This is a genomic window from Streptomyces sp. SBT349 (assembly GCF_001083795.1).
Taxonomy (GTDB): Bacteria; Actinomycetota; Actinomycetes; order Streptomycetales; family Streptomycetaceae; genus Streptomyces.
In genome coordinates, this window is the sequence record NZ_LAVK01000033.1 from 1 (window position 1) to 22,469 (window position 22,469).

A 22,469-nucleotide genomic window follows, 5' to 3' on the forward strand; every position below is an offset into this window, starting at 1 on the left:
GCGTGGGTGGGCTCAGGCGTGCGGGGTGGGCCGGTAGACGAGCTCCTGGATGTGGCCGTCGAGCGTCCGGTGCTCGATCAGTTCGAGGTCGAAGTCGGCCGCCCCATGGAAGACCGGGTCCAGCCCGCTCCGGCCGGTGATCACGGGGAAGAGCGTCACCTGGACGCGGTCGACCAGGCCGGCGGCCATCAGCGCCCGGTTCATCGACAGGCTGCCGTGCGAGCGCAGCGGCACCTCGGACTCCTCCTTGAGCCGGGCGACGACCTCGACGGCATCGCCGCTCACGAGGGTGGCGTCCGGCCAGTCGAGAGGCCCTTCCAGGGTGGTCGACACCACCGTCGCCGGCAGGCTCCTCATCCGCGTGACCCATGGGTCGCGCACCTCGGCCCCCTCGGTGCTCGACGCCAGCATCCGCGCGAACGCCCGGTAGGTGGTGGCCCCGAGGACCATCCGCTGCTCCTCGCCGTACAGGGCGAGGCGGTGGCCGAGGAGCTCGGGGCCCTGCTTGCCCCAGTAGCCGGTCCAGTCGCCACCGGCGGCGCCGAAGCCGTCGAGGCTGGAGAAGACGTCGAAGGTGTAGGCAGCGGTCATGATGCTCTCCCCGAGTGCGGTGGAACGCCTGTCGGGAATGGAGACCGGCAACCACGCCCGGACTCATCGCCGTTGGACTCATGGAGTCCGGCCGCCCCGGACGCGCGCCCCAGGGGCTTCGGCGGCCGTGCCGGCGCGGTCACTCCTGCCAGAACGCCTGACGTGCGACGGACCCGCTCACCGCCCGACGGTACTGGCCGGGCGACTTGCCGGTGTGCTTCTTGAACACGACGCTCATGTACTCCGGGTGACTGAAGCTGAGCCGCTCCGCGATCTGCTGGAGCGTCCAGTCCGTCGAGGACAGCAGTTCGGCGACGTGGCCCACCCGGACGCGCACGATCTCGCCGTGGACCGTTCGGCCCAGCAGCCGCACGAATCGGTGGTCGAGCGCCCGCCGCGAGAGCCCGACGTGCCGGAGCACGGCGGCGACCGCGAGATTCCGGTCCGAGTGGTCACGGATGAACCGCAGGGCCTCGGCGACGAGTGGATCGTCCACGGCGAGGATGTCCGAGGACTGCCGGGCGACGAGCCGGGTCGGTTCGATCAGCCGCAGCCCCGGTTCGAGGGACCGCCCCTGCATCATGAGGTCCAGGAGCTCGGCGGCGAGGTACCCCGTCCTCGTCGCGTCGGGCTCGATGCTCGACAGCGGGGGCGACGTGAGGTTGCCGATGAGGTCGTCGTTGTCCACGCCGATGACGGCGACCGAGTCGGGTACCGCCAGCTCGGCAATCTTGCATGCCTCCAGCACCTCCTGACCCGCGATGTCGTAACAGGCCAGCACGCCCACCGGTTTGGGGAGACTCGTGAGCCACTCCGCGAGGAGCTCGCGGTCGGCGGCGCGCATCCCCGACGGCTTCATGCGGAACTCCCGCGAGGTCAGACCGCGCTGGCGCACGTGCTCCGCGAACCAGGCGCCGCGCTTGAGCGACCAGCCGAAACGTTCGTCCCCGCAGTAGGCGAAGTGCCGCAGGCCCCGTTCCTCGAAGTGCTGGACCGCCCACCGTGCGATCGTGCCGTCGTCGGTCTCGACGCCGGGCAGTTCGGGCACCAGCCGGGCCGCGCTCAGATCGACCGCGGGGAGGCCGAGTCGCCGGATGAACCGCGCCGTCTCGACGCTCTCGATGCGGGCCAGCAGACCGTGGCCGTGCCAGCCTTCGAGCCACGAGAAATCGGTCTCGTGGCGGCTGTGCTCGGCGAGGTACATCGACCAGCCCGGGTGGGCCTCGACGTACTTCTTCACGCCCACCAGCACTCCGCGGGCGTACGCGTTCGAGGTTTCGACCAGCAACGCTACGTGACGAGTCATCAGGGCAGGCATGTAAAAATTCTAAGTCAGACTGCTGAATTACACATGGCTTGATCGCGCCTCCGTCCGTAGCCTGGCATTGCCTTGGGAGGTCGAAACGATGACACAGAGAGTGCGGATGGCGATTGCCGGGCTCGGTTTCGGTGCCGAGTTCATCCCCATCTATCAAGCCCATCCCGACGCCGAGTTGATGGCCGTCTGTCAACGCTCCGAGGCCGCCCTGAACGAGATCGCCGACCGCTTCGGTGTCCCCGGCCGGTTCACCAGCTACGAGGAAATGCTGCGCGATCCCGAAATCGACGCCGTGCACATCAACACCCCGATTCCCCACCATGCCGAGCACACGGTATCGGCGCTCCGGGCCGGCAAGCACGTCGCGTGCACGGTGCCGATGGCCACGACACTTGACGAGTGTCGGTCCATCGTGGCCGCGGTCCGGGAATCGGGCAAGAAGTACATGATGATGGAGACGGTCGTCTACTCCCGCGAGTTCCTGCATGTCCGGGATCTCCTGGACAACGGCACCCTGGGCCGTATCCAGTTCCTTCGCGGAGCCCATTACCAGGAAATGGCCGGCTGGCCCGGATACTGGGAAGGTCTGCCGCCCATGCATTACGCGACGCACGCGGTGAGCCCCGTACTCAGTCTCGCCGGCGCGTTGGCGGAGAGCGTCGTCTGTATCGGGTCGGGCCGTATCTCGCCGGACCTCACCGGCAGATACGGATCGCCGTTCGCCGTGGAGAGCGCCCTGCTCACCCTCCGTGACTCGCCGGTGGGCGCGGAGATCGCGCGCTTCCTGTTCGAGACGGCTCGCGAGTACGTCGAGAGCTTCACGGTGTTCGGCGACCGCGCCAGCTTCGAGTGGGAGCAGACCCAGGGTTCGGGGCACGTGCTGCACACCGGCGAGATCCCGGCGCCGGTCGAGATCCCCGACTTCCCGCACCGACTGCCGCCCGAGATCGCCCCGTTCACGACGCGTGGCGTCTACGACGACGACCACGAGCACCTCTCCTTCACCCAGGGGAGCGGCCACGGAGGATCACATCCGCATCTGGCGCACGAGTTCCTCCGGAGCATCGTCGAGGACCGCGCGTCCGCGATCGACGAGGTCACCGCTGCGAACTGGACCTCGGTGGGCATCTGCGCGCACGAATCAGCCATGAGCGGGGGTGCACGGGTCCTGATCCCCGACTACGAACGGGTCACGGGGTGACGGCGAGGGCGTCCGTGACGGCGCGGCGGGTCCCGCGAGCGGGCCGTCCGCGAGGTGAGGGGCCGACCGCCTGAGCGGTTCCGGATCAGCCCTTCCCCGCCGCCGGGCCCCGACCGCCGGACCAGGTGGCGCGATCCACGCCCGTGACGACGTCGCGACGACGGAGAACACGCGCCAGGTCCTGGCGCGCGACAGCGGAGGAACGGATGAGTCCTGCCCAGATCGATCCCCGGAGGCGATCCACGATGACACCCGAGCGGGGAGCACCGGGACACCCGCCGACGGGGTCCCCATGACCGCGCCCCCGCGGCAGCTCCCGGCAGCCGCCACGAGGAGGCGCCGCGCGGAGCTCCGCAGGCTCCCGGTCCTGGCCGTCGCCCTGGCCGTCGCCGCCGCCGCGCTCTGGGTGGCCTTCTTCGCCGACGGCACCCCGGCCGGGCCGGCTACGGACAACCCCGGCACGTTCCTCGTCACGGCGCTCGACGCGGTCACGTTCGCCGGGCTCCTGTTCGTCGCGGCGTCCGGCTTCACCCTGATCTTCGGGCTGATGCGCACGGTGAACATGGCGCACGGCTCGCTGTTCCTGCTGGCCGCCTACATAGCCATCCGGACGCAGGAGGCGATGGTCGGCCGATCCCGCAACATCGAGCCGGCGCACGTCGGGATGCTGGACTGGCTGGTGCCGATGCTGGTCGGCGCGGGCGTCGCCGCGGTTCTCGGGCTGCTGATCCAGCAGCTCTTCCTCCAGTGGAACGAGGGTCAGGAGCTGCGCCAGGCGCTGATGACGCTCGCCCTCACGGTCGTCCTGGCCGACCAGATGCTGCGGGAGTTCGGCGGGCTGGCCCAGACGATGGTCTGGCCCGGCGCGGTCAGTCACTTCTTCTCGGTGGCGGGGGAGCGGTACGCCCTCACCCGCGTGTTCATCCTCGGCGTGGCCGTGCTGGTCGGCGTCCTGCTGTGGCTCTGGCTGACCAGGACGGGCATGGGGATGGTGATCCGGGCCGGCGTCGACGACCGCCAGATGGTGCGCGCACTCGGCATCAACATCCGCCTGGTCTTCGCGATCACGTTCCTCGTCGGCTCCTTCCTCACCGGCGTGGGCGGCGTGCTCGGGGCCTCGTTCGCGGGAGCCGCGCCCGGGATCGACGGGAGCTGGCTGCTGAACGCGCTCATCGTCGTCATCGTCGGCGGCCTGGGCTCGCTCAAGGGCGCCGCCGCCGGTTCGCTGCTGTACGGCGTCGTCGTCGCGTTCTCCCCCGTCTACCTGCCGAGCGAGTATTCCTACTACGCGATCATCGTGACCTTCGCCCTGCTGGCGCTGGTCCTGGCCATCCGGCCCTACGGCCTTTTCGGGAGGCCGGCATGACTCCGCGCCGCCTGCTGACCCCGGGCAACCTGCTCGCCGCCGCGCTGGTGCTTCTCCTGCTGCTCCTGCCGCAGCTGGCGACGGCGTTCTTCGTCAACTTCGTCATGACGCAGACCCTCATCCTCGGGCTGGCCGCCTCGACGATCGTGTTCCTCGCCACGTACGGGGGCATGACCTCGCTCGCGCAGTTCCTGCTGTTCGGAGTCGCCGGGTTCATGTTCGGCAACGCGGCCCAGGAGACCGGGTCGCGCGGCCTGAACCTGGGCTGGCCCCCCTGGGTGGCGGTCGGGTTCGCCCTCCTGGTGACCCTCGCGGTGGCGTTCGCCCTCGGGGCGATCGCCAGCCGGACCACCGGGCTCTACTTCCTCATGCTCACGCTGGTCTACGCCGTCATCGGCTACTTCGTGTTCGCCCAGATCGTCGAGATCTCCGGGCCGGGGGGCATCACCAGCATCCGGCGACCGGATCTCCTGGGGCCGCCGGTCCGGCTCTACTACGCGGGCCTGGTGCTCTCCGCGCTGGCCTACCTCGGCTTCCGGGCGGCCGGGCGGACCGCGTTCGGCCGGGCGCTGCGAGGCGTCCGCGACGATCCGCTGCGGATGGCCTCGCTGGGGTTCAACGTGCGGCTCCACCGGACGCTGGCGTTCACCCTGGCCGGGTTCGTGGCCGGCCTGAGCGGGCTGCTCAACGTGTGGTGGAACGGCCAGATCGATCCGGCGTCGATCGCGACGGGCCCCACGCTGATCCTGCTGATCATCGCGGTGATCGGTGGCATCACGTCCTTCGAGGGCGCCTGGCTCGGGGCCTTCGTCTACGTGTGGATCTTCACCTACCTGCGGGACCTGCCGCTGATCGACGGGATCGGCATCACCGAGGCCCGGTTCAACACCGTGATCGGCGTGATCGTCCTCATGATCATGGTGCTCTCCCCCGAGGGGCTCACCGGAATCGCCCAGCGGCTGCGCCGCCGCGCCGGGGCCCGCACCACCACGACGCCGGCACCGGCCACCGGCGGATCCCCGTCCGCCGGCAAGCGAGCGAAGGAAAGCGGAGGAACACGGACATGAGCGGAATGAGACGGCGAACGGCACCGGTGCTCTCGATGACGGCGGTCCTGGCACTGGTGACCGCCGGATGCAGTGGCGGCGACGACTCGGCGGGGCTGCCCGCCGACCAGCAGGGGGCGGGGGCGACGGCCGCCACGGACGGCGACGGCGTCCGGCTGGGGATCCTCGGCCAGTGCGAGGGCCCGTTCGGCGGCTTCCACGAGGATGTCGTCGCCGGCACGACGCTCGCCCTGGCCCGGTTCGCCGGAGCCACCCCGAACTCGTCCACCAGCGCGCTGGACGGCTTCAGCGACGCGGAGGCCGCCGGGACCCCCATCGAACTCGTCGGCGTCGGCTGTGGCGACGACACCGCCGACCGCATCCTCCAGGAGGTGCGCCGCCTGGTGGAGCAGAGGGGGGCCAACGTCATCATCGGCCCGCTCTCCGGCGACGAGGGCATCGCCGTGGCCGAGTACGCGGCGGCCCATCCCGGCATCACGGTGTTCGCCGGCATATCGGGCTCGCAGGAGCAGACCCTTCAGGTCCGGGCGCCGAACTACTTCCGCTTCTACGGCGACGGCGCGATCTGGAACGCCGGCCTCGGCGACCTGCTGTACAACGAGCAGGGCTGGCGGAGGGTCGCGGTCATCGCCGACGACTACAGCTTCGGCCACACGTCGGCGGCCGGCTTCGTCGCCGACTTCTGCGCCGTCGGCGGCGAGGTGACCCACCGCGTTTTCCCGCCGCTGGGCACCACGGACTACTCCTCCTACATCGCCCAGCTCCCGAACCCGGACGAGGTGGACGGCTACTTCTGGGCCGTGGGCGGCACCGGGACGCAGTCCGCGCTGGAGGCGTTCATCAACTCCAAGGGCGACCTGACCGGCGACCAGCACGCGGGCAACTTCTTCTTCAACCCCGACCTGGCGCAGGCGCTCGGAAGCGACATCGCCGGTGCGCACATCGGCGGCTTCGCCACGCTGCCGGGCGACGTCCGGACCCCGGAGATCGAGGAGTACCTGGCCGCCGCCGACGCGACGTGGGAGAGCATCCCCGGATCGCTGAGCGGCAACGAGCCCGCCCCGCCCTCGACCGCCGCCGCCTTCGGATTCTTCTACGGCTACTACACGGCCGGCGTGGCGCTGGTCGAGGCCCTGGAGTCGGTCGACGGCGACATCTCCGACACCGAGGCGTTCCAGTCGGCGATCTCCGGCCTCACGCTCGACCTGCCCTACGGCGACATCAGCCTGGACGAGAACAACAGCGGCCTCGTGGACGTCGGGCTCTCCCGCCTCGCGGTGGACGACGACGGCGAGATCGTCCAGGAGACCGTGGCCATCGTGCCCGGCGTCGACCAGTCCTTCGGCGGCACGTTCAGCCCGGACACGCCGTCGCCGGGGCGGGACTTCCCCGCGTGCGAGGAGCGGGACCTGCCCTGGGAGGGACAGGCCGTCCCTGTCGTCGACGGCGTCCCCCAGAGCTGAGACAGGAGGTCCCCGGCATGCCTCACCCCAGCACCGCGCCGTCCGAGCCGGACGGCCCGACGCCGGTCGTGCGGGTCCGCGCGGTCACGGTGGCGTTCGGTGGCCTGCTCGCCCTGCGCGGTATCGATCTGGATATCGCGCCGGGCGAGCGACTGGCGATCATCGGACCGAACGGAGCCGGCAAGAGCACGCTGTTCAACGTGATCGCCGGTGACGTGACGCCGGCCGAGGGCTCCGTCCTCATCAAGGGCGTCGAGTGCGTCCACCGGCCCTCGCGGTACCGGCCCCGGCTCGGCGTCGCACGGACGTACCAGAAGGCGCGGGCGCTGGCCGGCCTCACGGTGCGGGAGAACATCTATCTCGCGCTCACCGGCCACCGAGGCCGCCACTGGGCGCTGTGGCGGTCCTCCGCCGACCGGCGGACGGACGAGGAGGCCGCCGAGGTGGCCGACCGGGTCTGGCTGTCGGGGCAGCTCGACGCCGTGGCCGGGGAGCTGGCCCACGGGCAGCAGCGCCAGCTCGAACTCGGCATGGCCATCGCCACGCGACCGGACGTGATGCTGCTCGACGAACCGGCGTCCGGCCTGTCGCGGGGCGAGCGCGAACGGCTGGTCGAGCTGCTGGAGTCCTTCGACGCGGACCTGACCCTGCTGCTCATCGAGCACGACATGGACGTGGCGTTCCGCGTCGCCCAACGGGTGGTGGTGATGGCCGACGGCGAGCGGGTCACGGCCGGCACCCCCGAACAGGTCCGCCGCGATCCGCGCGTCCACCGGATCTATCTGGGCACGGAGGCGCCGGCATGAGCACCGCACCCCTTCTCGACGTCCGCCGGCTGCGGGCCGGCTACGGGGCGTCCGTGGTCCTGGAGGACCTGAGCTTCAGCATGGGAGTCGAGGCGGTCGGGATCGTCGGCCGCAACGGCATGGGGAAGACCACGCTCTGCGACACCCTGGTCGGGTTCCTGCCCGTGTCGGACGGAGAGATCCTGCTGCGGGGCGAGGGGCTGTCGGGCCGGGCACCGGAGAGGATCGCCGGCGCCGGTATCGCCTATGTCCCGCAGGGCCGGCGGCTCTTCCCATCGCTGACCGTCGATGAGCACCTCGCGATGCTGGCCCGCAGAGCACGCGGGAAGCGGTGGACCCCCGAGGCGGTCTACGACCTGTTCCCGCGGCTCGCCCAGCGGAGGAGACACGGCGGCGCCGCTCTCTCGGGCGGCGAGCAGCAGATGCTCGCCGTCGGGCGGGCGCTCCTGCTGAACGCCCGCCTGATCGTGATGGACGAGCCGTCCGAAGGGCTGGCCCCGACCATCGTCGACGTCCTGGTCGACGCCGTCCACCACCTGGTCGACGAGGGGGTGGCCGTGCTCGTCGTCGAGCAGAACCTGCGCGCGGCGGTCCGGATGGCACGGCGCCAGCTCGTCATGGTGTCGGGCCGGATCGAGGCCGAGTTCACCGGCGACGAGCTGCTGGCCCGGCCGGACCTCCAGCGCAGGTACCTCGGCGTCGGCGCGGACGCCGATGCGCCCACCTCCAACGGCGAGGGGCGATCCAGGAAGCGGAACGGCGAGGACCGGGAGGACCGATGACAGCGATGACAGCGATGACAGCGATGAGGGCGAAGAGGACGTTCGGAGTCAGCACATGGGTGTGGACCTCACCCCTGACCGACCAGCGGCTGGCCGAACTGGCGCCGCGCGTGCGGGAGTGGGGCTTCGACGTGATCGAGCTCCCGGTCGAGAACGTGGGCGACTGGGACCCCCGCCGCGCGGCGCGGCTGCTCGACTCGCTCGGCCTGTCGGCCACGGTCGTCCTGGCGATGGCGCCGGGACGCGAGCTGGTGGCGGCCGACCGGGCGACGCTCAGGGCCACCCGTGACTACCTGCGGCACGTGGTGGACGCGGCGTCCGCCGTGTCCTCGCCGGTGGTCGCCGGCCCGGCCTACGCGTCGGTGGGACGTACCTGGCGCATGACCGAGGCGGAGCGGCACGCCTGCTACGAGCAGCTCAGGGACAGCCTGGCGCCGGTGTGCTCGCACGCGGCGGACGCCGGCGTCAGGATCGCGGTCGAGCCCCTCAACCGGTACGAGACGAGCCTCATCAACACCGTCGACCAGGTGCTCGACGCCCTGGCGGGCCTGCCGCCCGAAGGCTGGGGAGTGGGCCTGGACCTCTTCCACATGAACATCGAGGAGCGGAGCATCCCGGAGGCCGTCCGGAAGGCCACGGGCCGGATCGCCCACGTCCAGGTCGCCGCCAACGACCGGGGCGCGCCGGGCGCCGACCACCTCGACTGGCCGGGCATCGTCGCGGCCCTGGACGCGGCCGGGTACGAGGGCCCGCTCGTGATCGAGACCTTCACCGGGGACAACGAGACGGTGGCGACGGCCGCCTCGATCTGGCGGTCGCTGGCGCCGAGCCAGGACGCCATCGCCATCGACGGGCTGTCCTTCCTCACCGGCATCGCGGGGGAGGGAGGCGGGCGGTAGCCGCGGGGCACTCCGCCGGGACGCTCGCGTTCGGCCATCAGTCAATCATCGATCCGCATTCGCGTCGAAGTCATGGAGAAAACCATGCGAAGACTCCAACGCCGCGCGCTGTTCACGGTGGTGGCGGCATTCCTGATCTCTTTCCTCCCAGGAGTTTCCACCAGCGTCGCGCAGGACACCGAACAGGGTTACAACGTCCTGTTCTTCCACAAGACGACCGGATTCCGGCACGAATCGATCCCGGCGGCCATCACCGCTGTCGAGGAACTGGGCCAGGAGAACGGCTTCTCGGTGACCGAGACGCAGGACGCCTCGGTCTTCACGGACGAGGGACTGGCGCAGTACGCGGCCATCGTCTTCTACACCGACGGGGAGAACACCCTCGACACCGAGCAGCGGCACGCCTTCGAGCGCTACATCCAGGCCGGCGGTGGATTCGCCGGACTGCATTCGGCGTCGAACATGGACAAGACGGACTGGCCCTGGTGGTCCGACCTGATGGGCGGCGCCTTCTTCGGCAGCCATCCCTCGGGCGCCGACCAGTTCCAGGAAGCGACGGTGCGCGTCGAGGACGCCACGCATCCGTCCACCGCCGACCTGCCGGCCGAATGGGTCCGCGAGGACGAGTGGTACAACTTCACCGCCAACCCGCGGGAGAAGGTCCACGTGCTCGCCACGCTGGACGAGACCACGTACGCCCCGGGCCCCGACGCGATGGGTGACGACCACCCGATCGCCTGGTGCTCCGACTTCGACGGCGGCCGCACCTGGTACTCGGCGCTCGGCCACCAGCCGGAGCACTACGACGAACCACTGCTGCGCCGGCACATCCTCGGGGGCATCCAGTGGGCGGCGGGCGCCGCCGAGGGTGACTGCGGAGAGCCGCGGGAGGGGATCCCCACGGAGTCCTCGTTCGAGAAGGTCGCGCTGGACGACAACACCGCCAACCCGATGGAGCTGGCCGTCGCCCCCGATGGGCGGGTCTTCTACGTCGAACTGGGCGGCGCGGTGAAGATCTGGGACCCCGAGACCGGCGGCGTGGAGGTCGCCGGGGAGATCCCGGTCCACCGGGGCAACGAGAACGGGCTGCTGGGCATCGCCCTCGACCCGGACTTCGAGACGAACCAGTGGCTCTACCTCTTCTACAGCGCGCCGTCTCCCGAGGTGCAGCACGTCGCCCGGTTCACCCTCGACGGCGCCACCCTGGACATGGAGTCCGAACACGTCCTGCTGGAGATCCCCCACCAGCGGGAGGTGTGCTGCCACTCCGCCGGCTCGATGACGTTCAGCCCGAACGGCGAGCTCCTCATCTCCACCGGCGACGACACCGCGCACTTCGCCTCGGACGGCTTCGCCCCGATCGACGGCCGCGTCCACGACCAGCACACCAGCGAGGACGCCCAGCACGCCTACGACGCGCGGCGCACCTCGGGCAACACCAACGACCTGCGGGGCAAGATCCTGCGGATCACCCCCGAGGACGACGGCACCTACTCGATTCCCGAAGGCAACCTGTTCCCGCCGGGCACCGAGGACACCCGGGCCGAGATCTACACGATGGGTCACCGCAACCCGTTCCGCATCGCCGTGGACGACGAGACCGGCTGGATCTACGCCGGCGAGGTGGGTCCCGACGCGGGCAGCGACGACCCCGACCGGGGCCCGCGCGGCTACGACGAGTGGAACCAGATCCGGGAGGCCGGCAACTACGGCTGGCCGTACTGCATCGCCGACAACCAGCCCTACCGGGAATGGGACTTCGCCACCAGCACCCCGGGGGAGTCCTTCGACTGCCAGAACGGCCCGGCCAACGACTCCCCGTTCAACACCGGCCTCGATGTCGTGCCGCCGGCCAAGGACGCGTTCCTCTGGTACCCGTACGGGGAGTCGCCCGAATTCCCGGAGATCCCGGAGGGCGGCGGGCGCTCCGCCTACGCCGGTGACGTCTACCACTACGAGGAAGGGCTGCTGGGCGACGGTCAGTTCCCGGAGCACTACGACGACGCGGTGTTCGTCATGGAGTGGTCCCGGAAGTGGATCGGCGCGCTCAGGGTCGACGAGAACGGCGACTACGAGAGCATCGAGCAGTTCATGCCGAGCACGCTCTTCCGCAGCCCGCACGACATGGAGTTCGGTCCCGACGGAGCCATGTACCTGATCGAGTGGGGCATGGACTTCAACTACGGAGGGGAGAACGTCAACCCGGACTCCGGCCTCTACAAGATCAACTACACCGACGGGGCACGCACCCCCGTCGCGGAGGCCGGCTCCGACCGCGACTCCGGCCCCGCGCCGCTGGAGGTCGCGTTCTCCAGCGAGGGCAGCCACGACCCGGACGGCGACGAGCTGACGTACGCCTGGGACCTCGGCGACGGCACGACGTCGGACGAGCCCGACCCGACCCACACCTACACCGAACCGGGCGAGTACAGCGCACGGTTGACCGTCACCGACCCGTCGGGGCGCTCCAGCAGTTCCCATCTCGCCATCACGGCGGGGAACACCCGCCCCGAGGTGTCCATCGAGCTTCCGCACGACGGCCAGGTCTTCGACTGGGGTGACGAGATCCCCTTCAGGGTCTCGGTGGCGGATGCCGAGGACGGTTCGGGGGACGCGATCGACTGCGAGCGCGTCACCGTCCAGCAGGGTCTCTACCACGATGAGGGCGGTAACGCCCACGTGCACCCGGGCCAGGCGCAGACCGGCTGCGAGGGCGTGCTCGTCACCCAGAGCGATGCGGAGCACGGCGATGCCGCCGACATCTCGCTGACGGTGACGGCCAGTTACACCGACCTCGGTGGCGTGGCCGGTTCGCCGGAGCTGATCGGCGGCGTGACTCATTTCCTCCAGCAGAAGCGGAAAGAGGTGGAGCACTTCGGTGACGCGTCGGAGGTCGGAAGCGGCGAGGCGAACGATGAGGAGACCGGGGGAGGCGAGGCGATCACCGGTCAGGGCGGCGCCTGGTCGTCCTACGAGCCCTACAATCTCGACGGCATCGGTGAGATGACGCTGCGAGCGTCGGCGGCCGAGGACGCCACGGTCGAGGTGCGGCGCGACGCGCCCGACGGCGAGCTGCTGGGCACCGCTCGGATCGAGGGCGACGTCGAGGTACCGCGGGCGGAAGGCCCGGAGGGCTTCGGCAACGCCGTCCGGCTGGGCGGCACGAGCCAGCTGGAGAACGTGGAACTGCCGGCAGGCGTCGTCAGCGGCGTCGAGGACTTCACCATCTCGACCTGGGTGAACTGGGCCGGCGACCAGTCCTGGGCGAGGATCTTCGACTTCGGCTCCGGGACCGACACCTCCATGTTCCTGACCCCGGGCGCCGGTGACGACGGCAACCTCAGGTTCGCGATCACGACCGGCTCCGGCGAGCAGCGGATCAACGGCTCGCAGCCGCTGCCCACCGACGGCTGGCAGCATGTCGCGGTCAGCCTGTCGGGCACCACCGGAACGCTGTACCTGAACGGCGAGCCGGTCGGGACCAACGACGACATGACGCTGACCCCGTCGGACCTGGGCCGGACGGAGCAGAACTGGATCGGTGACTCGCAGTGGACCGCCGACCCGCTGCTCGACGGCGCGGTCGACGACTTCAGCATCTTCGACCGCGCCCTGACGCCGGACGAGATCCGGTCGCTGACCGCCGACCCCGGTGGCGGCGACCTGGGCGGCGGCGATGTCGCCTGGTACCAGTTCGACGAGGACGGCGGCCCCACCGCCGTGGACTCCTCCGGACAGGGCAACGACGCACGCGTCGCCATCGCCGAGTCCGCCGCGACCTGGCAGAACGTGACGTTCGACCTGAGCCCGACCGAGGGGACGTTCGCGCTGTACCTCGTCTTCCCGGACGGCCAGGCGCGGGTGAACTGGATGGAGTTCGCCGAGGGGGAGATCGTCGATCCGCCCTCGTGCTCCGATCCGGACTCGCGGGCCACCGTGGTCACGGGCGACGTCGACAGCCGGGTGCCGAACCGCGACACCGGCGACGGATGCACGATCAACGACCTCATCCTCGACGAGCAGACCTGGGGCAACCACGGCCGGTTCGTCGAGCACGTGCGGGAGGTGACCGGCCGGCTCGTGGACGAGGACGTGATCACGCGCCGCGAGGCCCGCGAGATCAACCGGGCCGCGGCCCGCAGCACCGTCGGAAGGGGCCCTGTGGCGTCCTGACCGGCTCCCCCTTCACACTCGGGTGGCCCGGGGCGACGACCGCCCCCGGGTCACCCGACCCACGTGTCCCGTCGTTCTCCGCCGGAACCCACGTCCAGTCCGCCCGGCAGGTGCCGTGCGCGGCTCGGCAGACCGCCACCGAACCGCCGTAACGCGTCCGCTGCGTCCCGTAGTCGCCCCCGGTTGCCGTGCCGGTGTCCGGCCCGAGAGCGCGCTCCTTGTGGTGTCGGTCATAGGTGCAGTCCCGCATGGGGTGTCCAGCACGTGGGCGCGGAGGTGGACGAACGACGGTCGCCCGGAGGGGACGTGACGGGGCCGTGGAGCGGTCCGCCTTCGCGCCGTGGCAGTCGCCCGCCGGTCAGGTGCTGGAGCGTATGACCAGATGGGTGGGCAGGATCAGCGGATTGGGTTCCTCGCCGGCGATGAGCCCGACGAGCATGCGGGCCGTCTCGCGGCCCAGGGCCTGGATGGGCTGGTGGACCGTGGTCAGCGACGGTTCGGCGATCTGCGCGATGTCCAGGTCGTCGAAGCCCACGACCGCGACATCACGGGGGACCGTCCGGCCGGCGCCGCGCAGGGCGCGCAGGGCACCGGCCGCCATGTTGTCGTTGGCGGCGAACACCCCGTCCAGATCCGGATGCCGCCTCAGCAGTTCGGTCATGGCGGCGGCGCCGCTGGGCTCGTTGAAGTCCCCGATCTCCGGCAGGGAGGGCTCCAGCCCGGCCAGGATCATGGCCTCCCGGTAGCCGCGGTGGCGCGCGCGGCTCACCCCGGTGTCCAGCGGCCCGCAGATCATGACCACCCGCCTCCGTCCGCGGGCGAGCAGGTGCTCGGTGGCCTGGCGCGCGCCACCGACGTTGTCGGCGTCCACGTACCACGGCGGTTCGAAACCCACCGGACGCCCGCCGAAGACCACGGGTAGCTCCGTCTCCCGGGCGATGCGGAGCACGGGGTCGTTCTCCCGGGCCGCCATGAGCATCACGCCGTCGACACCCCGTGCGCGCAGCAACTCCTCCAGGCGCCGGCGGCCGCGGTCCGCCGCCGCGAGACACAGCATCAGGTACAGGTCGGCCTCCTCCAGGGCGGCGGACGCGCCGACGATCACCTTGGCGAAGAACGGGTCCGCGAAGATCGACGGCGTCTCCCCCGAGATGACGAGAGCGGCCACGCCCCTGTGCCGGGTCACCAGCGCCCGCGCCGTCGTGTTGGGCACGTAGCCGAGTTCCCTGATGGCCCGTTGGACCGCCTCGCGCTTGGCGCGGCTGACATGCGGCGCGTTGTTGAGCACCCGGGAGGCCGCCGAACGGGAGACGCCGGCACGCTCGGCCACCTCGTCGAGTGTGGGCTGCGGACGCGACGCATCTGTCATGGACTGCGGGACCCTTCTCGCCGTGGTTGCCGAGATGCTACCCCCGAGAATTGGGAGCGCTTCCAGTTTTCGGGCTCAGTGCTGCCACGCTGGCGGGCGGAGGATAGTTGCGCGGCCCCTCTTGACAGCTCTCAACAGCCCACACACCATACCGAGGAGTGCCTTTGAGTTATCCCTCGGACTGGGAGCGCTCCCAAATTCTCCATCGGCCCCCTGCGCGCCACGCACGCCGAGGGCCGCTGCCCGGCGCCATCGCACCCGCGTCGCAGGCTCAGGACGAAAGCCGCGCGGCGCTTCCTTCCCCACGAATGAGGTACGTCCATGCGCACACTGCTCCGAGGAGCCCTGGCGGGGCTCCTCGCCCTGCCGCTGTTCCTGGCCTCGTCTCCATCCGCCCAGGCGGCATCCGACCCGCTCGCCATGACCAGTGGCTTCTACGTCGACCCGAACTCCAGCCCTGCCGTCTGGTCGGCCGCCAACTCCGGTGACGGACGGGCCTCCGCGATCGGCGACTCCATCGCCGGCACCCCCATGGCCCGCTGGTTCGGCTCCTGGAGCGGCGACATCCGCTCCGCCGCGAGCTCCTTCGTGGGCGCGGCCGAGTCCGCCGACAAGCTGCCGCTGCTCGTGGCCTACAACATGTACGGCCGCGACGCCTGCGGTGGGCACTCCGGGGGCGGGGCCGCCTCCCCGTCCGAGTACGCGAGCTGGATCTCCGCCTTCGCCGGGGGCATCGGCAGCCGTCCGGCCGTCGTCATACTCGAACCCGACTCCCTCGGCGACTACAGCTGCATGACCCAGGACCAGATCAACGAGCGGCAGGGCATGCTCACCAACGCCCTCTCGCAGTTCCGGTCCCAGGCGCCGAACGCCTGGGTCTACCTCGACGCGGGCAACCCCGGCTGGGCCGACGCCCCGACCATGGCCGATCGTCTCCACTCCGCCGGCCTCAGCCTTGCCAGGGGCTTCGCTCTCAACGTCTCGAACTACTACCCCACGGCCGAGAACGCCTCCTACGCCGGCGGCGTCAACCAGGCGCTCGGCCAGCGGTACGGCTACAGCAAGCCGTTCGTCGTGGACACCAGCCGCAACGGGAACGGTTCCAACGGCGAGTGGTGCAACCCCGGCGGGCGCAGGATCGGTACCCCCACCCAGGAAGGGGGCGGCGGCGCCGAGATGCTCCTGTGGCTCAAGACCCCGGGCGAGTCCGACGGCGACTGCGGTGTCGGATCGGGCTCCACGGCCGGACAGTTCCTGCCGGAGGTCGCCTACAAGATGATCTTCGGCTACTGACCCCTCACCTGGGCCGTCCCGGCGCCGGCGTATCCCGCCGGCGCCGGGGCGGCCGCGTGGCGCCGTGCCGCACCGCGATGACACCCCCCCGTGGCCACAGCTACACCGCGGCCGAGCACGTGGTCGCCGAACAGGGCGAGCAGGAACGCCCTGCGCGTCCGCCGATCCCCGCATGGTCCCTCGCCAGCCGGTGCGGGTCCGCGAAAGGGTACCTCCGCCGCGACGCGCTTCAGCTGAGGGCCGCCTCCCACTGGGTGGTGGTGGTGCCGGACGTGGCGTCGGCGGGGAGGCGGTCGCGGGCGGCGGTGTCGGCGTACAGGCTCCAGCGCATCCAGTCCAGGTAGGTGGCGACGGTCTGGGCGTGGTTGTAGCCGCTCCAGATGTACTGGTCGTGGCCGGTGCCGAGGTGGGTGAGGAAGGCTTTGGGCGCGCGCAGTTCGGCGTAGGCGGTGCGGGCGGAGGAGTACTGGCAGATGGGGTCCTGGTCGCCGTGGACGAACAGGACGGCGGCGCCGACCGCGCCGTTGGGGTTGCCCATGTCGACGCAGGCGAAGGGGACGGCGGCGGAGATCCGCTCGTCGGGCCAGGCGGTGAGCAGGCCGTGGGTGGTCATGCCGCCCAGCGAGTGCCCGGCCGCGCCGACGCCGGCCGTGGTGTCGATGTGCCCGGCGAGCGGGTCGCCCGAGGTGGTGTTCAGCGCGAGGGTGCGGGTGATGACCTCGGAGACGTCCATGGACTGGTTGCCGTTGTAGACGTCGCCGATGTTGCCCTCGGTGCCGGTGGAGGTGGTGGGGAAGACCGGGGCGGGCACCACGAACCCGGCCTCGGCCAGCGGGCGGACCAGCGGCGCGTAGCTTTCGGGGTTGCCGCCCAGGCCGTGGCTGAACTCGCAGACCGGGAAGACTCCGTCGGCCACCGGGGCGTTGGAGACGGGGTTGCCGCCGGGGGTGCCGGTGGCCGGATAGAAGATCCGGGTGATCAGCCGGCGGTTGCCACGGCTCCAGGCGTACTCCCGCACGCCGATGGCGAAACGCTGGGCAGGCGCGTCCAGCGGAGCGGCGGAGGCGCTGACGCCGGAAGCGCCGAGCAGGGACACGCCCAGCCCCGCCGTTCCGGCCGCGCCAAGTCCCAGTAAGGTGCGCCGTCGTATAGGCATGATGACTCCTCGAAGTGGGGGGAACCGTCGCGGTGGGGACGGCCGTTGCCCGGACCGGTTTTCCCGCGGGAATGACGCGGAAGAAAAAGAAATGGCACCAATCGACCCGGCCGGGCTCGCTCGTGCGGCATCACGAGCGGTGCCTCGAATTCCGAATATCAGAAGGATAGAGGGCCTGGTGACGGCGTCAAGGCTCAGAAGGGACGCGGCAGCGACGAAAAGAATCGAAAGTTCTCGGAATTGCGCCGTGGGGACGCGGGCTCAGGGAATCGGAACCGAACCGGTGGGTCCCGCCTCGGAGATGATGCGACTCGCTTCGGCGGGAATGTCGTCACTGGCGAAGGTGGCCGTGTCGCGGGTGACATTGCCGCGCTCGCCGTCGACGATTCCCGTGATGGCCGGGCGGGGCTCCCGTTCCCGGTCAGGGTGAGATCGCCCGCGCGCTCGTGGAACGGATGGACGAACTCGTGGACGACCACGTGACCTGCGCCGAGCACGACCGCGCCTTCCACGACGTGATCACGCGGACGTCGGGCGTGGTGCGCGCGCTGGAGAGCCACCGCCGCGTCCACGAGCGCGTCGCGGCCGTCAGCAGGTGGAGTTGGTCTGGGTGAGCAGGCCCATGCGGTAGGGGAGTTGGCTGTAGTCACCGCCCGCGCCCGGACTGAGTCCCTGGTAGAGGAACTGGAGTCGGCACGGGTCGATGGTGAGTGTCTGGTCGTTGCTCGCCCTGAGCAGCTCTCCGTGGCTGAAGTCCTGCGTCCACGCGGACGTGCCGGACGGGAAGGTCACGTTGCTGGAGCGGGCGAACGGGTTGGACTCGGTCGCGGCCAGGGGGGACCAGGGGCCCTCGATGCGGTCGGAGGTGAAGGACCGGTACCAGCGGCGGCCGTTGGACCCGATGGCCTCCTGGAGCAGCAGGTACTCGCCGGTGTTGCCCACTCGGTAGACGGCGGTGCCCTCGAAGAGGTTGTTGCGGTTGGAGTCCTGCATGGCGATGACGGTGTTGCCGAATCCGTTGGGGAAGCTCCCCACCGAGGTCTGGGCGCGGTAGATGTGGCCGTTGTCGTCGCTGGAGAACAGGTGGCAGTTGGCCGCGTCGCAGATCGTCCAGAAGTCGAGCCAGTTCCCGTTGCCCATGTTCTGCCGCACGATGTCCGGCACGCTGCTCATGAAGGTGCGCGGAGTCGACCAGGACCTCGGGTTGCCGGGGTCGCTGCTCGTCGAGTACGACGGCAGACCGGTCTGGTAGATCAGGTACCAGAGGTTCTGTGGGGCGAAGTAGAAGACCTGGGGAGCGGCGCGGTAGCCGGAGCCGACGCCGGAGGCGGTATCGAGGAACGTGTGCTGCGCGTTCGCCATCTGTGACCAGTCGGGGGCCGCGAAGTGGACCAGGTTCCAGCCGCCGCTCCGGCTCGCGGTGGTGGCGTAGACCTGCCACTGGTTGTTGTGCCGGACCACCGTGTAGTCCTTGATGGCGACGATGTCGTGACTCCCGTCCGACTTCGGCCCGGCCAGCACGCCGCTGGAACTCCACTGGAACGAGGAGGGCAGCGACGAGTCGGGCGGGTCGCCACCGTCTCCTACGCGGACGAGCTGCCATTGCTGGTTGGTGCCGTCCCAGTCGGAGTACTGGACGATGTTCGCGCCGTCGGTGGTGGCGGCGTTCTGGACTTCGACCGCTTTTCCGCTGTTGCGGTTGATGAGGCGTACGTATCCGCTTGCGGAGTCGGCGAGTCTGAAGTGCTGGTTGGCGGCGTTGTTGTCGGTCCATTGGACGATGTTTCCGCCGTCGGTGGTGGACCAGTTGTGGACGTCGAGGACTTTGCCGGAGTGTCTGGACCGGAGGCGGTAGTAGCCGTTTCCGGAGTCGACGAATTGCCATTGCTGCTGGGCCTGGTCGTTGCGGGACCACTGGGTGATGCGGGCGCCGTCGTCGGTGGCGAGGTTGTAGACGTCGAGGGCCTTGCCGCTGTTGCGGTTGACCAGCACGTACCAGGCGCTGGTGTCCACGGTCGCGGCCGAGGCGGGTGCGGCGCCCATGACGGCCAGCAGGCTCGCCAGGAGAGAGGTCACGACCAACGCGATCGTCGTGCTCGGCCGACGACGCCCGCGGAGCCGGCGGCGCGACTCGCTGGGCGTCCGGGTCCGCGGCGCGGACGCCGGCGGACGTTGTACCCCGGTCATGGAATCTCCGTCTCATCGTTCGGGGCCACACCGCGCGGACCGCGCGGGTGGCCGCCGGAAGGGGTTCCGCCCTCGGCCGCCGACGTGCACCGCCGGGCGCATTCGAAATGACGGACGTCGCCCGCATATTCGAACATTCGGAGCATAGGCAGTGAAGAGGTGGTGTCAAAGCCCCTGGTTTTCCCCGGTTGTATCGAAAACTTCATGAGCGGCCGGGGCGTGACGGCGGGCCGCGCGTGCGGCGTCTCTTTCGTGGAGTCGGCCGAAAAAATATGCCCCCGAGGGGTGTTGACGCCCGCGTGGGCATCCTAGGATCCCTGGTGTCCGGCAAGCCGATCGCTGTTCGGCAGGTCGGACATAGCCTGATGTGAGCGGCCCATTGTGCCCCCACACGCCGCAGGTGACCGTACGCGCACCATCCGCTTCTTCCGGTAAGGGTCCCCCCACGCTCGCCACCGAGCCGGAAACCACGGACGCAGGTGATGTCCGTGTGGGTGGATCCTCCGGCCGAGCCGCATCGGAGTCCTCATGCTCGCTTCAGTACGTCGTTCCCGACGTGGGTCCCGCTCACGGCCGCTCCGCACGGTCCTCGTCCTTCTGCTCGGCCTGGCCGTGGTGTTCTCCGCCGCGCCGGCTTCGGCCGGGCAGGGTGAACAGCGCGCGGCTGCCCAGCAGTTGCCTTCCTCCTACCAGTGGTCCTCGGGTGGTCCGGTGATCTCGCCGCAGGCAGACGGCGGTGATCCGGTCGTCTCCGTCAAGGACCCGTCGGTCCTCCGGGAGGAGGACGGCACCTGGCACGTCTTCATGACGACGGCCGACACCTCGGGGGACTGGAGTCTGGCGCACGCCAGCTTCTCCGACTGGTCCCAGGCGAACAACGCCCGGCAGACCCCGCTGGAGACCGCCTCCGGCGTCGGCACGGGCTACCGCGCCGCGCCCCACGCGTTCTACTTCGAGCCCCGTGACGAGTGGTACCTGGTCTACCAGACCGGCCTGCCCTCGTTCTCCACCACCAGCGACCCCGGTGACCCGACGAGCTGGTCCGCGCCGCGCAACTTCCAGGACAGCATGCCCGACGTGGTGCGGGACAACATCGGCAACGGTCACTGGCTGGACTTCTACGTCATCTGCGACGACTCGATGTGCTACCTGTTCTCCGCCGATGACAACGGCCACCTCTACCGGGCCGAGACCACCATCGGTGAGTTCCCGAACGGCTTCCGCAACACCCAGATCGTTCTCCAGGACAGCCGCAACGCGCTGTTCGAGGGCGAGGCCGTCTACCGCGTCCAGGGCACCGACACGTACCTGCTGATCATGGAGGCCATCGGCAGCGACGGCAGGCGCTGGTACCGCTCCTTCACCGCCCAGGGCCTCACCGGCCAGTGGCAGCCGCTGGCGGACACCGAGTCCAACCCGTTCGCCCGCAGCAACAACACCACCTTCCCCTCCGGTGCCTGGACCAGGGACATCAGCCACGGCGAACTCATCCGCACCTCCGCCGACCAGACCATGACCATCGACCCCTGCAACCTCCAGCTCCTCTACCAGGGGATGGACCCGGGCGCCGGAGGCGAGTACTCCCAGCTCCCCTGGCGCCTGGGCCTGGCCACCCACACCAACTCCACCTGCTGAGAGCGGGCCGGCCCCTTTCCGCCGGACGGGCCCCGGCCTGTCCCCCCACCGGAAGTCAAGGAGTTCCCCCATGACCGAGAAATTGCCCGAACGGCGCCGACGCCACCGCCTCCGCGCGGCGGTCGCCGTCCTGCTGGCCGGCGGCCTGGCGGCGACCGGCGTCCTGATGTCCAGCGGCACCGCCCAGGCCCAGGCCGACACGCTCGGCGACGCGGCGGCCCAGAGCGGCAGGTACTTCGGCGCCGCCGTCGCTCCCCACCTCCTCGGCGAGGCCGACTACGCCTCCACGCTGAACCGGGAGTTCACCAGCGTCGTCGCCGAGAACGTGATGAAGTGGGACGCCACCGAACCCAACCGCGGCCAGTTCAACTTCAGCGGCGGAGACCAGCTCGTCGCCCACGCGCAGAGCCAGGGCATGGAGGTGCGCGGCCACACCCTGGTCTGGCACGCCCAGCAGCCCTCCTGGGTCCAGGGCCTGACCGGCGACAGCCTCCGCCAGGCGATGCTCGGCCACATCCAGGGGGTCGCGGGCCACTACGCCGGCGACATCTCCTCCTGGGACGTGGTCAACGAGGCGTTCGAGTGGGACGGCAGCCGCCGCCAGTCCAACCTCCAGCAGCAGCTCGGCGACGGCTGGATCGAGGACGCGTTCCGCGCGGCCGACGCGGCCGACCCGAACGCCACCCTCTGCTACAACGACTACGGCACCGACGCCCTCAACGCCAAGAGCGACGCCATCTACCGGATGGTGCAGGACTTCCTCGCCCGCGGCGTGCCCATCGACTGCGTCGGCTTCCAGAGCCACCTCGACTCCACCTCCGACCTGTCCACCTACCGGCAGAACCTTCAGCGCTTCTCCGACCTCGGCGTGGACGTCGAGATCACCGAGCTCGACATCGGCGGCTCCGGCACCGCCCAGGCCAACGCCTACCGCCAGGTCACCGAGGCGTGCCTCGCCGTCTCCCGCTGCACCGGCATCACCATCTGGGGCTTCACCGACAAGCACTCCTGGCGCGGCGACGACACGCCGCTCCTCTTCGACACCAACTACCAGAAGAAGGAGGCGTACCACGCCGTCCTCGCCGCGCTGAACGGCGCGGCCGGGGCCCATGAGCAGACCGCGCGGCGGGAGGGCATCGCTCCCGCGTCCACGGCCTGATCGC

The 22,469-nt window shown here is 70.3% G+C and carries 17 protein-coding genes; 12 read left to right on the forward strand and 5 right to left on the reverse strand.

The annotated features are described in order from the left end of the window. Positions 1–12 precede the first annotated feature (12 nt). Entirely contained in the window at positions 13–591 is a 579-nt protein-coding gene (locus ADY01_RS06595) for a dihydrofolate reductase family protein (protein ID WP_049567152.1), read from the reverse strand. A gap of 139 nt (positions 592–730) precedes the next feature. Beyond that, entirely contained in the window at positions 731–1,897 is a 1,167-nt protein-coding gene (locus ADY01_RS06600; protein ID WP_199826178.1) for a xylose operon transcription regulator XylR, read from the reverse strand. A gap of 118 nt (positions 1,898–2,015) precedes the next feature. On the opposite strand from ADY01_RS06600, the gene ADY01_RS06605 reads away from it, so the two are divergent. From ADY01_RS06605 to ADY01_RS06640, 8 genes are all read left to right on the forward strand, one after another. Then, the gene (locus ADY01_RS06605; protein WP_199826179.1) at positions 2,016–3,110 is read left to right on the forward strand and encodes a Gfo/Idh/MocA family protein; all 1,095 of its coding nucleotides are present in this window, start codon (positions 2,016–2,018) and stop codon (positions 3,108–3,110) included. A 292-nt stretch (positions 3,111–3,402) separates the two neighbouring features. Beyond that, positions 3,403–4,476 carry a branched-chain amino acid ABC transporter permease gene (locus tag ADY01_RS06610; RefSeq protein WP_049567161.1) on the forward strand — a complete coding sequence of 358 codons (1,074 nt, stop codon included), beginning with the start codon at positions 3,403–3,405 and terminating at the stop codon, positions 4,474–4,476. Beyond that, complete coding sequence (locus ADY01_RS06615; RefSeq protein ID WP_049567165.1) at positions 4,473–5,543, forward strand: branched-chain amino acid ABC transporter permease; 1,071 nt, start codon at positions 4,473–4,475, stop codon at positions 5,541–5,543. The genes ADY01_RS06610 and ADY01_RS06615 overlap by 4 nt, the downstream gene beginning before the upstream one ends. Beyond that, positions 5,540–7,006 (forward strand): ABC transporter substrate-binding protein, encoded by a 1,467-nt coding sequence (locus ADY01_RS06620; RefSeq protein ID WP_078900061.1) that lies wholly within the window; start codon positions 5,540–5,542, stop codon positions 7,004–7,006. The genes ADY01_RS06615 and ADY01_RS06620 overlap by 4 nt, the downstream gene beginning before the upstream one ends. A gap of 17 nt (positions 7,007–7,023) precedes the next feature. Continuing rightward, on the forward strand, positions 7,024–7,812 hold the full coding sequence (locus tag ADY01_RS06625; protein WP_049567171.1) for an ABC transporter ATP-binding protein: 789 nt from the start codon (positions 7,024–7,026) through the stop codon (positions 7,810–7,812). Beyond that, on the forward strand, positions 7,809–8,594 hold the full coding sequence (locus ADY01_RS06630; protein ID WP_078900062.1) for an ABC transporter ATP-binding protein: 786 nt from the start codon (positions 7,809–7,811) through the stop codon (positions 8,592–8,594). The genes ADY01_RS06625 and ADY01_RS06630 overlap by 4 nt, the downstream gene beginning before the upstream one ends. A gap of 23 nt (positions 8,595–8,617) precedes the next feature. Then, positions 8,618–9,493, forward strand: a complete 876-nt coding sequence (locus ADY01_RS06635) for a sugar phosphate isomerase/epimerase family protein (RefSeq protein ID WP_049567174.1) — start codon at positions 8,618–8,620, stop codon at positions 9,491–9,493. An 84-nt stretch (positions 9,494–9,577) separates the two neighbouring features. Next, the gene (locus ADY01_RS06640) at positions 9,578–13,666 is read left to right on the forward strand and encodes a ThuA domain-containing protein (protein WP_049567177.1); all 4,089 of its coding nucleotides are present in this window, start codon (positions 9,578–9,580) and stop codon (positions 13,664–13,666) included. 358 nt (positions 13,667–14,024) lie between these two features. Here ADY01_RS06640 and ADY01_RS06645 read toward each other — a convergent pair whose 3' ends face one another. Beyond that, positions 14,025–15,035 (reverse strand): LacI family DNA-binding transcriptional regulator, encoded by a 1,011-nt coding sequence (locus tag ADY01_RS06645; RefSeq protein ID WP_049567180.1) that lies wholly within the window; start codon positions 15,033–15,035, stop codon positions 14,025–14,027. A 321-nt stretch (positions 15,036–15,356) separates the two neighbouring features. Between ADY01_RS06645 and ADY01_RS06650 the strand changes: the two genes are divergently transcribed. Continuing rightward, positions 15,357–16,328 (forward strand): glycoside hydrolase family 6 protein, encoded by a 972-nt coding sequence (locus tag ADY01_RS06650; RefSeq protein ID WP_049567184.1) that lies wholly within the window; start codon positions 15,357–15,359, stop codon positions 16,326–16,328. Between the two features lie 229 nt (positions 16,329–16,557). Here the strand turns inward: ADY01_RS06650 and ADY01_RS06655 are convergent, their stop codons facing one another. Beyond that, positions 16,558–17,484 carry an alpha/beta hydrolase family protein gene (locus tag ADY01_RS06655; protein ID WP_053170580.1) on the reverse strand — a complete coding sequence of 309 codons (927 nt, stop codon included), beginning with the start codon at positions 17,482–17,484 and terminating at the stop codon, positions 16,558–16,560. Positions 17,485–17,939: 455 nt separating this feature from the next. Between ADY01_RS06655 and ADY01_RS36720 the strand changes: the two genes are divergently transcribed. Beyond that, on the forward strand, positions 17,940–18,098 hold the full coding sequence (locus ADY01_RS36720) for a hypothetical protein (protein WP_199826180.1): 159 nt from the start codon (positions 17,940–17,942) through the stop codon (positions 18,096–18,098). On the opposite strand, the gene ADY01_RS06660 is transcribed toward ADY01_RS36720, so the two are convergent. Continuing rightward, the gene (locus ADY01_RS06660; protein ID WP_234320109.1) at positions 18,073–19,527 is read right to left on the reverse strand and encodes a non-reducing end alpha-L-arabinofuranosidase family hydrolase; all 1,455 of its coding nucleotides are present in this window, start codon (positions 19,525–19,527) and stop codon (positions 18,073–18,075) included. The genes ADY01_RS36720 and ADY01_RS06660 overlap by 26 nt on opposite strands. A gap of 672 nt (positions 19,528–20,199) precedes the next feature. Here ADY01_RS06660 and ADY01_RS06665 point away from each other — a divergent pair. Then, complete coding sequence (locus ADY01_RS06665; RefSeq protein ID WP_078900065.1) at positions 20,200–21,306, forward strand: non-reducing end alpha-L-arabinofuranosidase family hydrolase; 1,107 nt, start codon at positions 20,200–20,202, stop codon at positions 21,304–21,306. A 70-nt stretch (positions 21,307–21,376) separates the two neighbouring features. Beyond that, the gene (locus tag ADY01_RS06670; protein ID WP_049567194.1) at positions 21,377–22,465 is read left to right on the forward strand and encodes an endo-1,4-beta-xylanase; all 1,089 of its coding nucleotides are present in this window, start codon (positions 21,377–21,379) and stop codon (positions 22,463–22,465) included. The last annotated feature ends 4 nt before the right edge of the window (positions 22,466–22,469 follow it).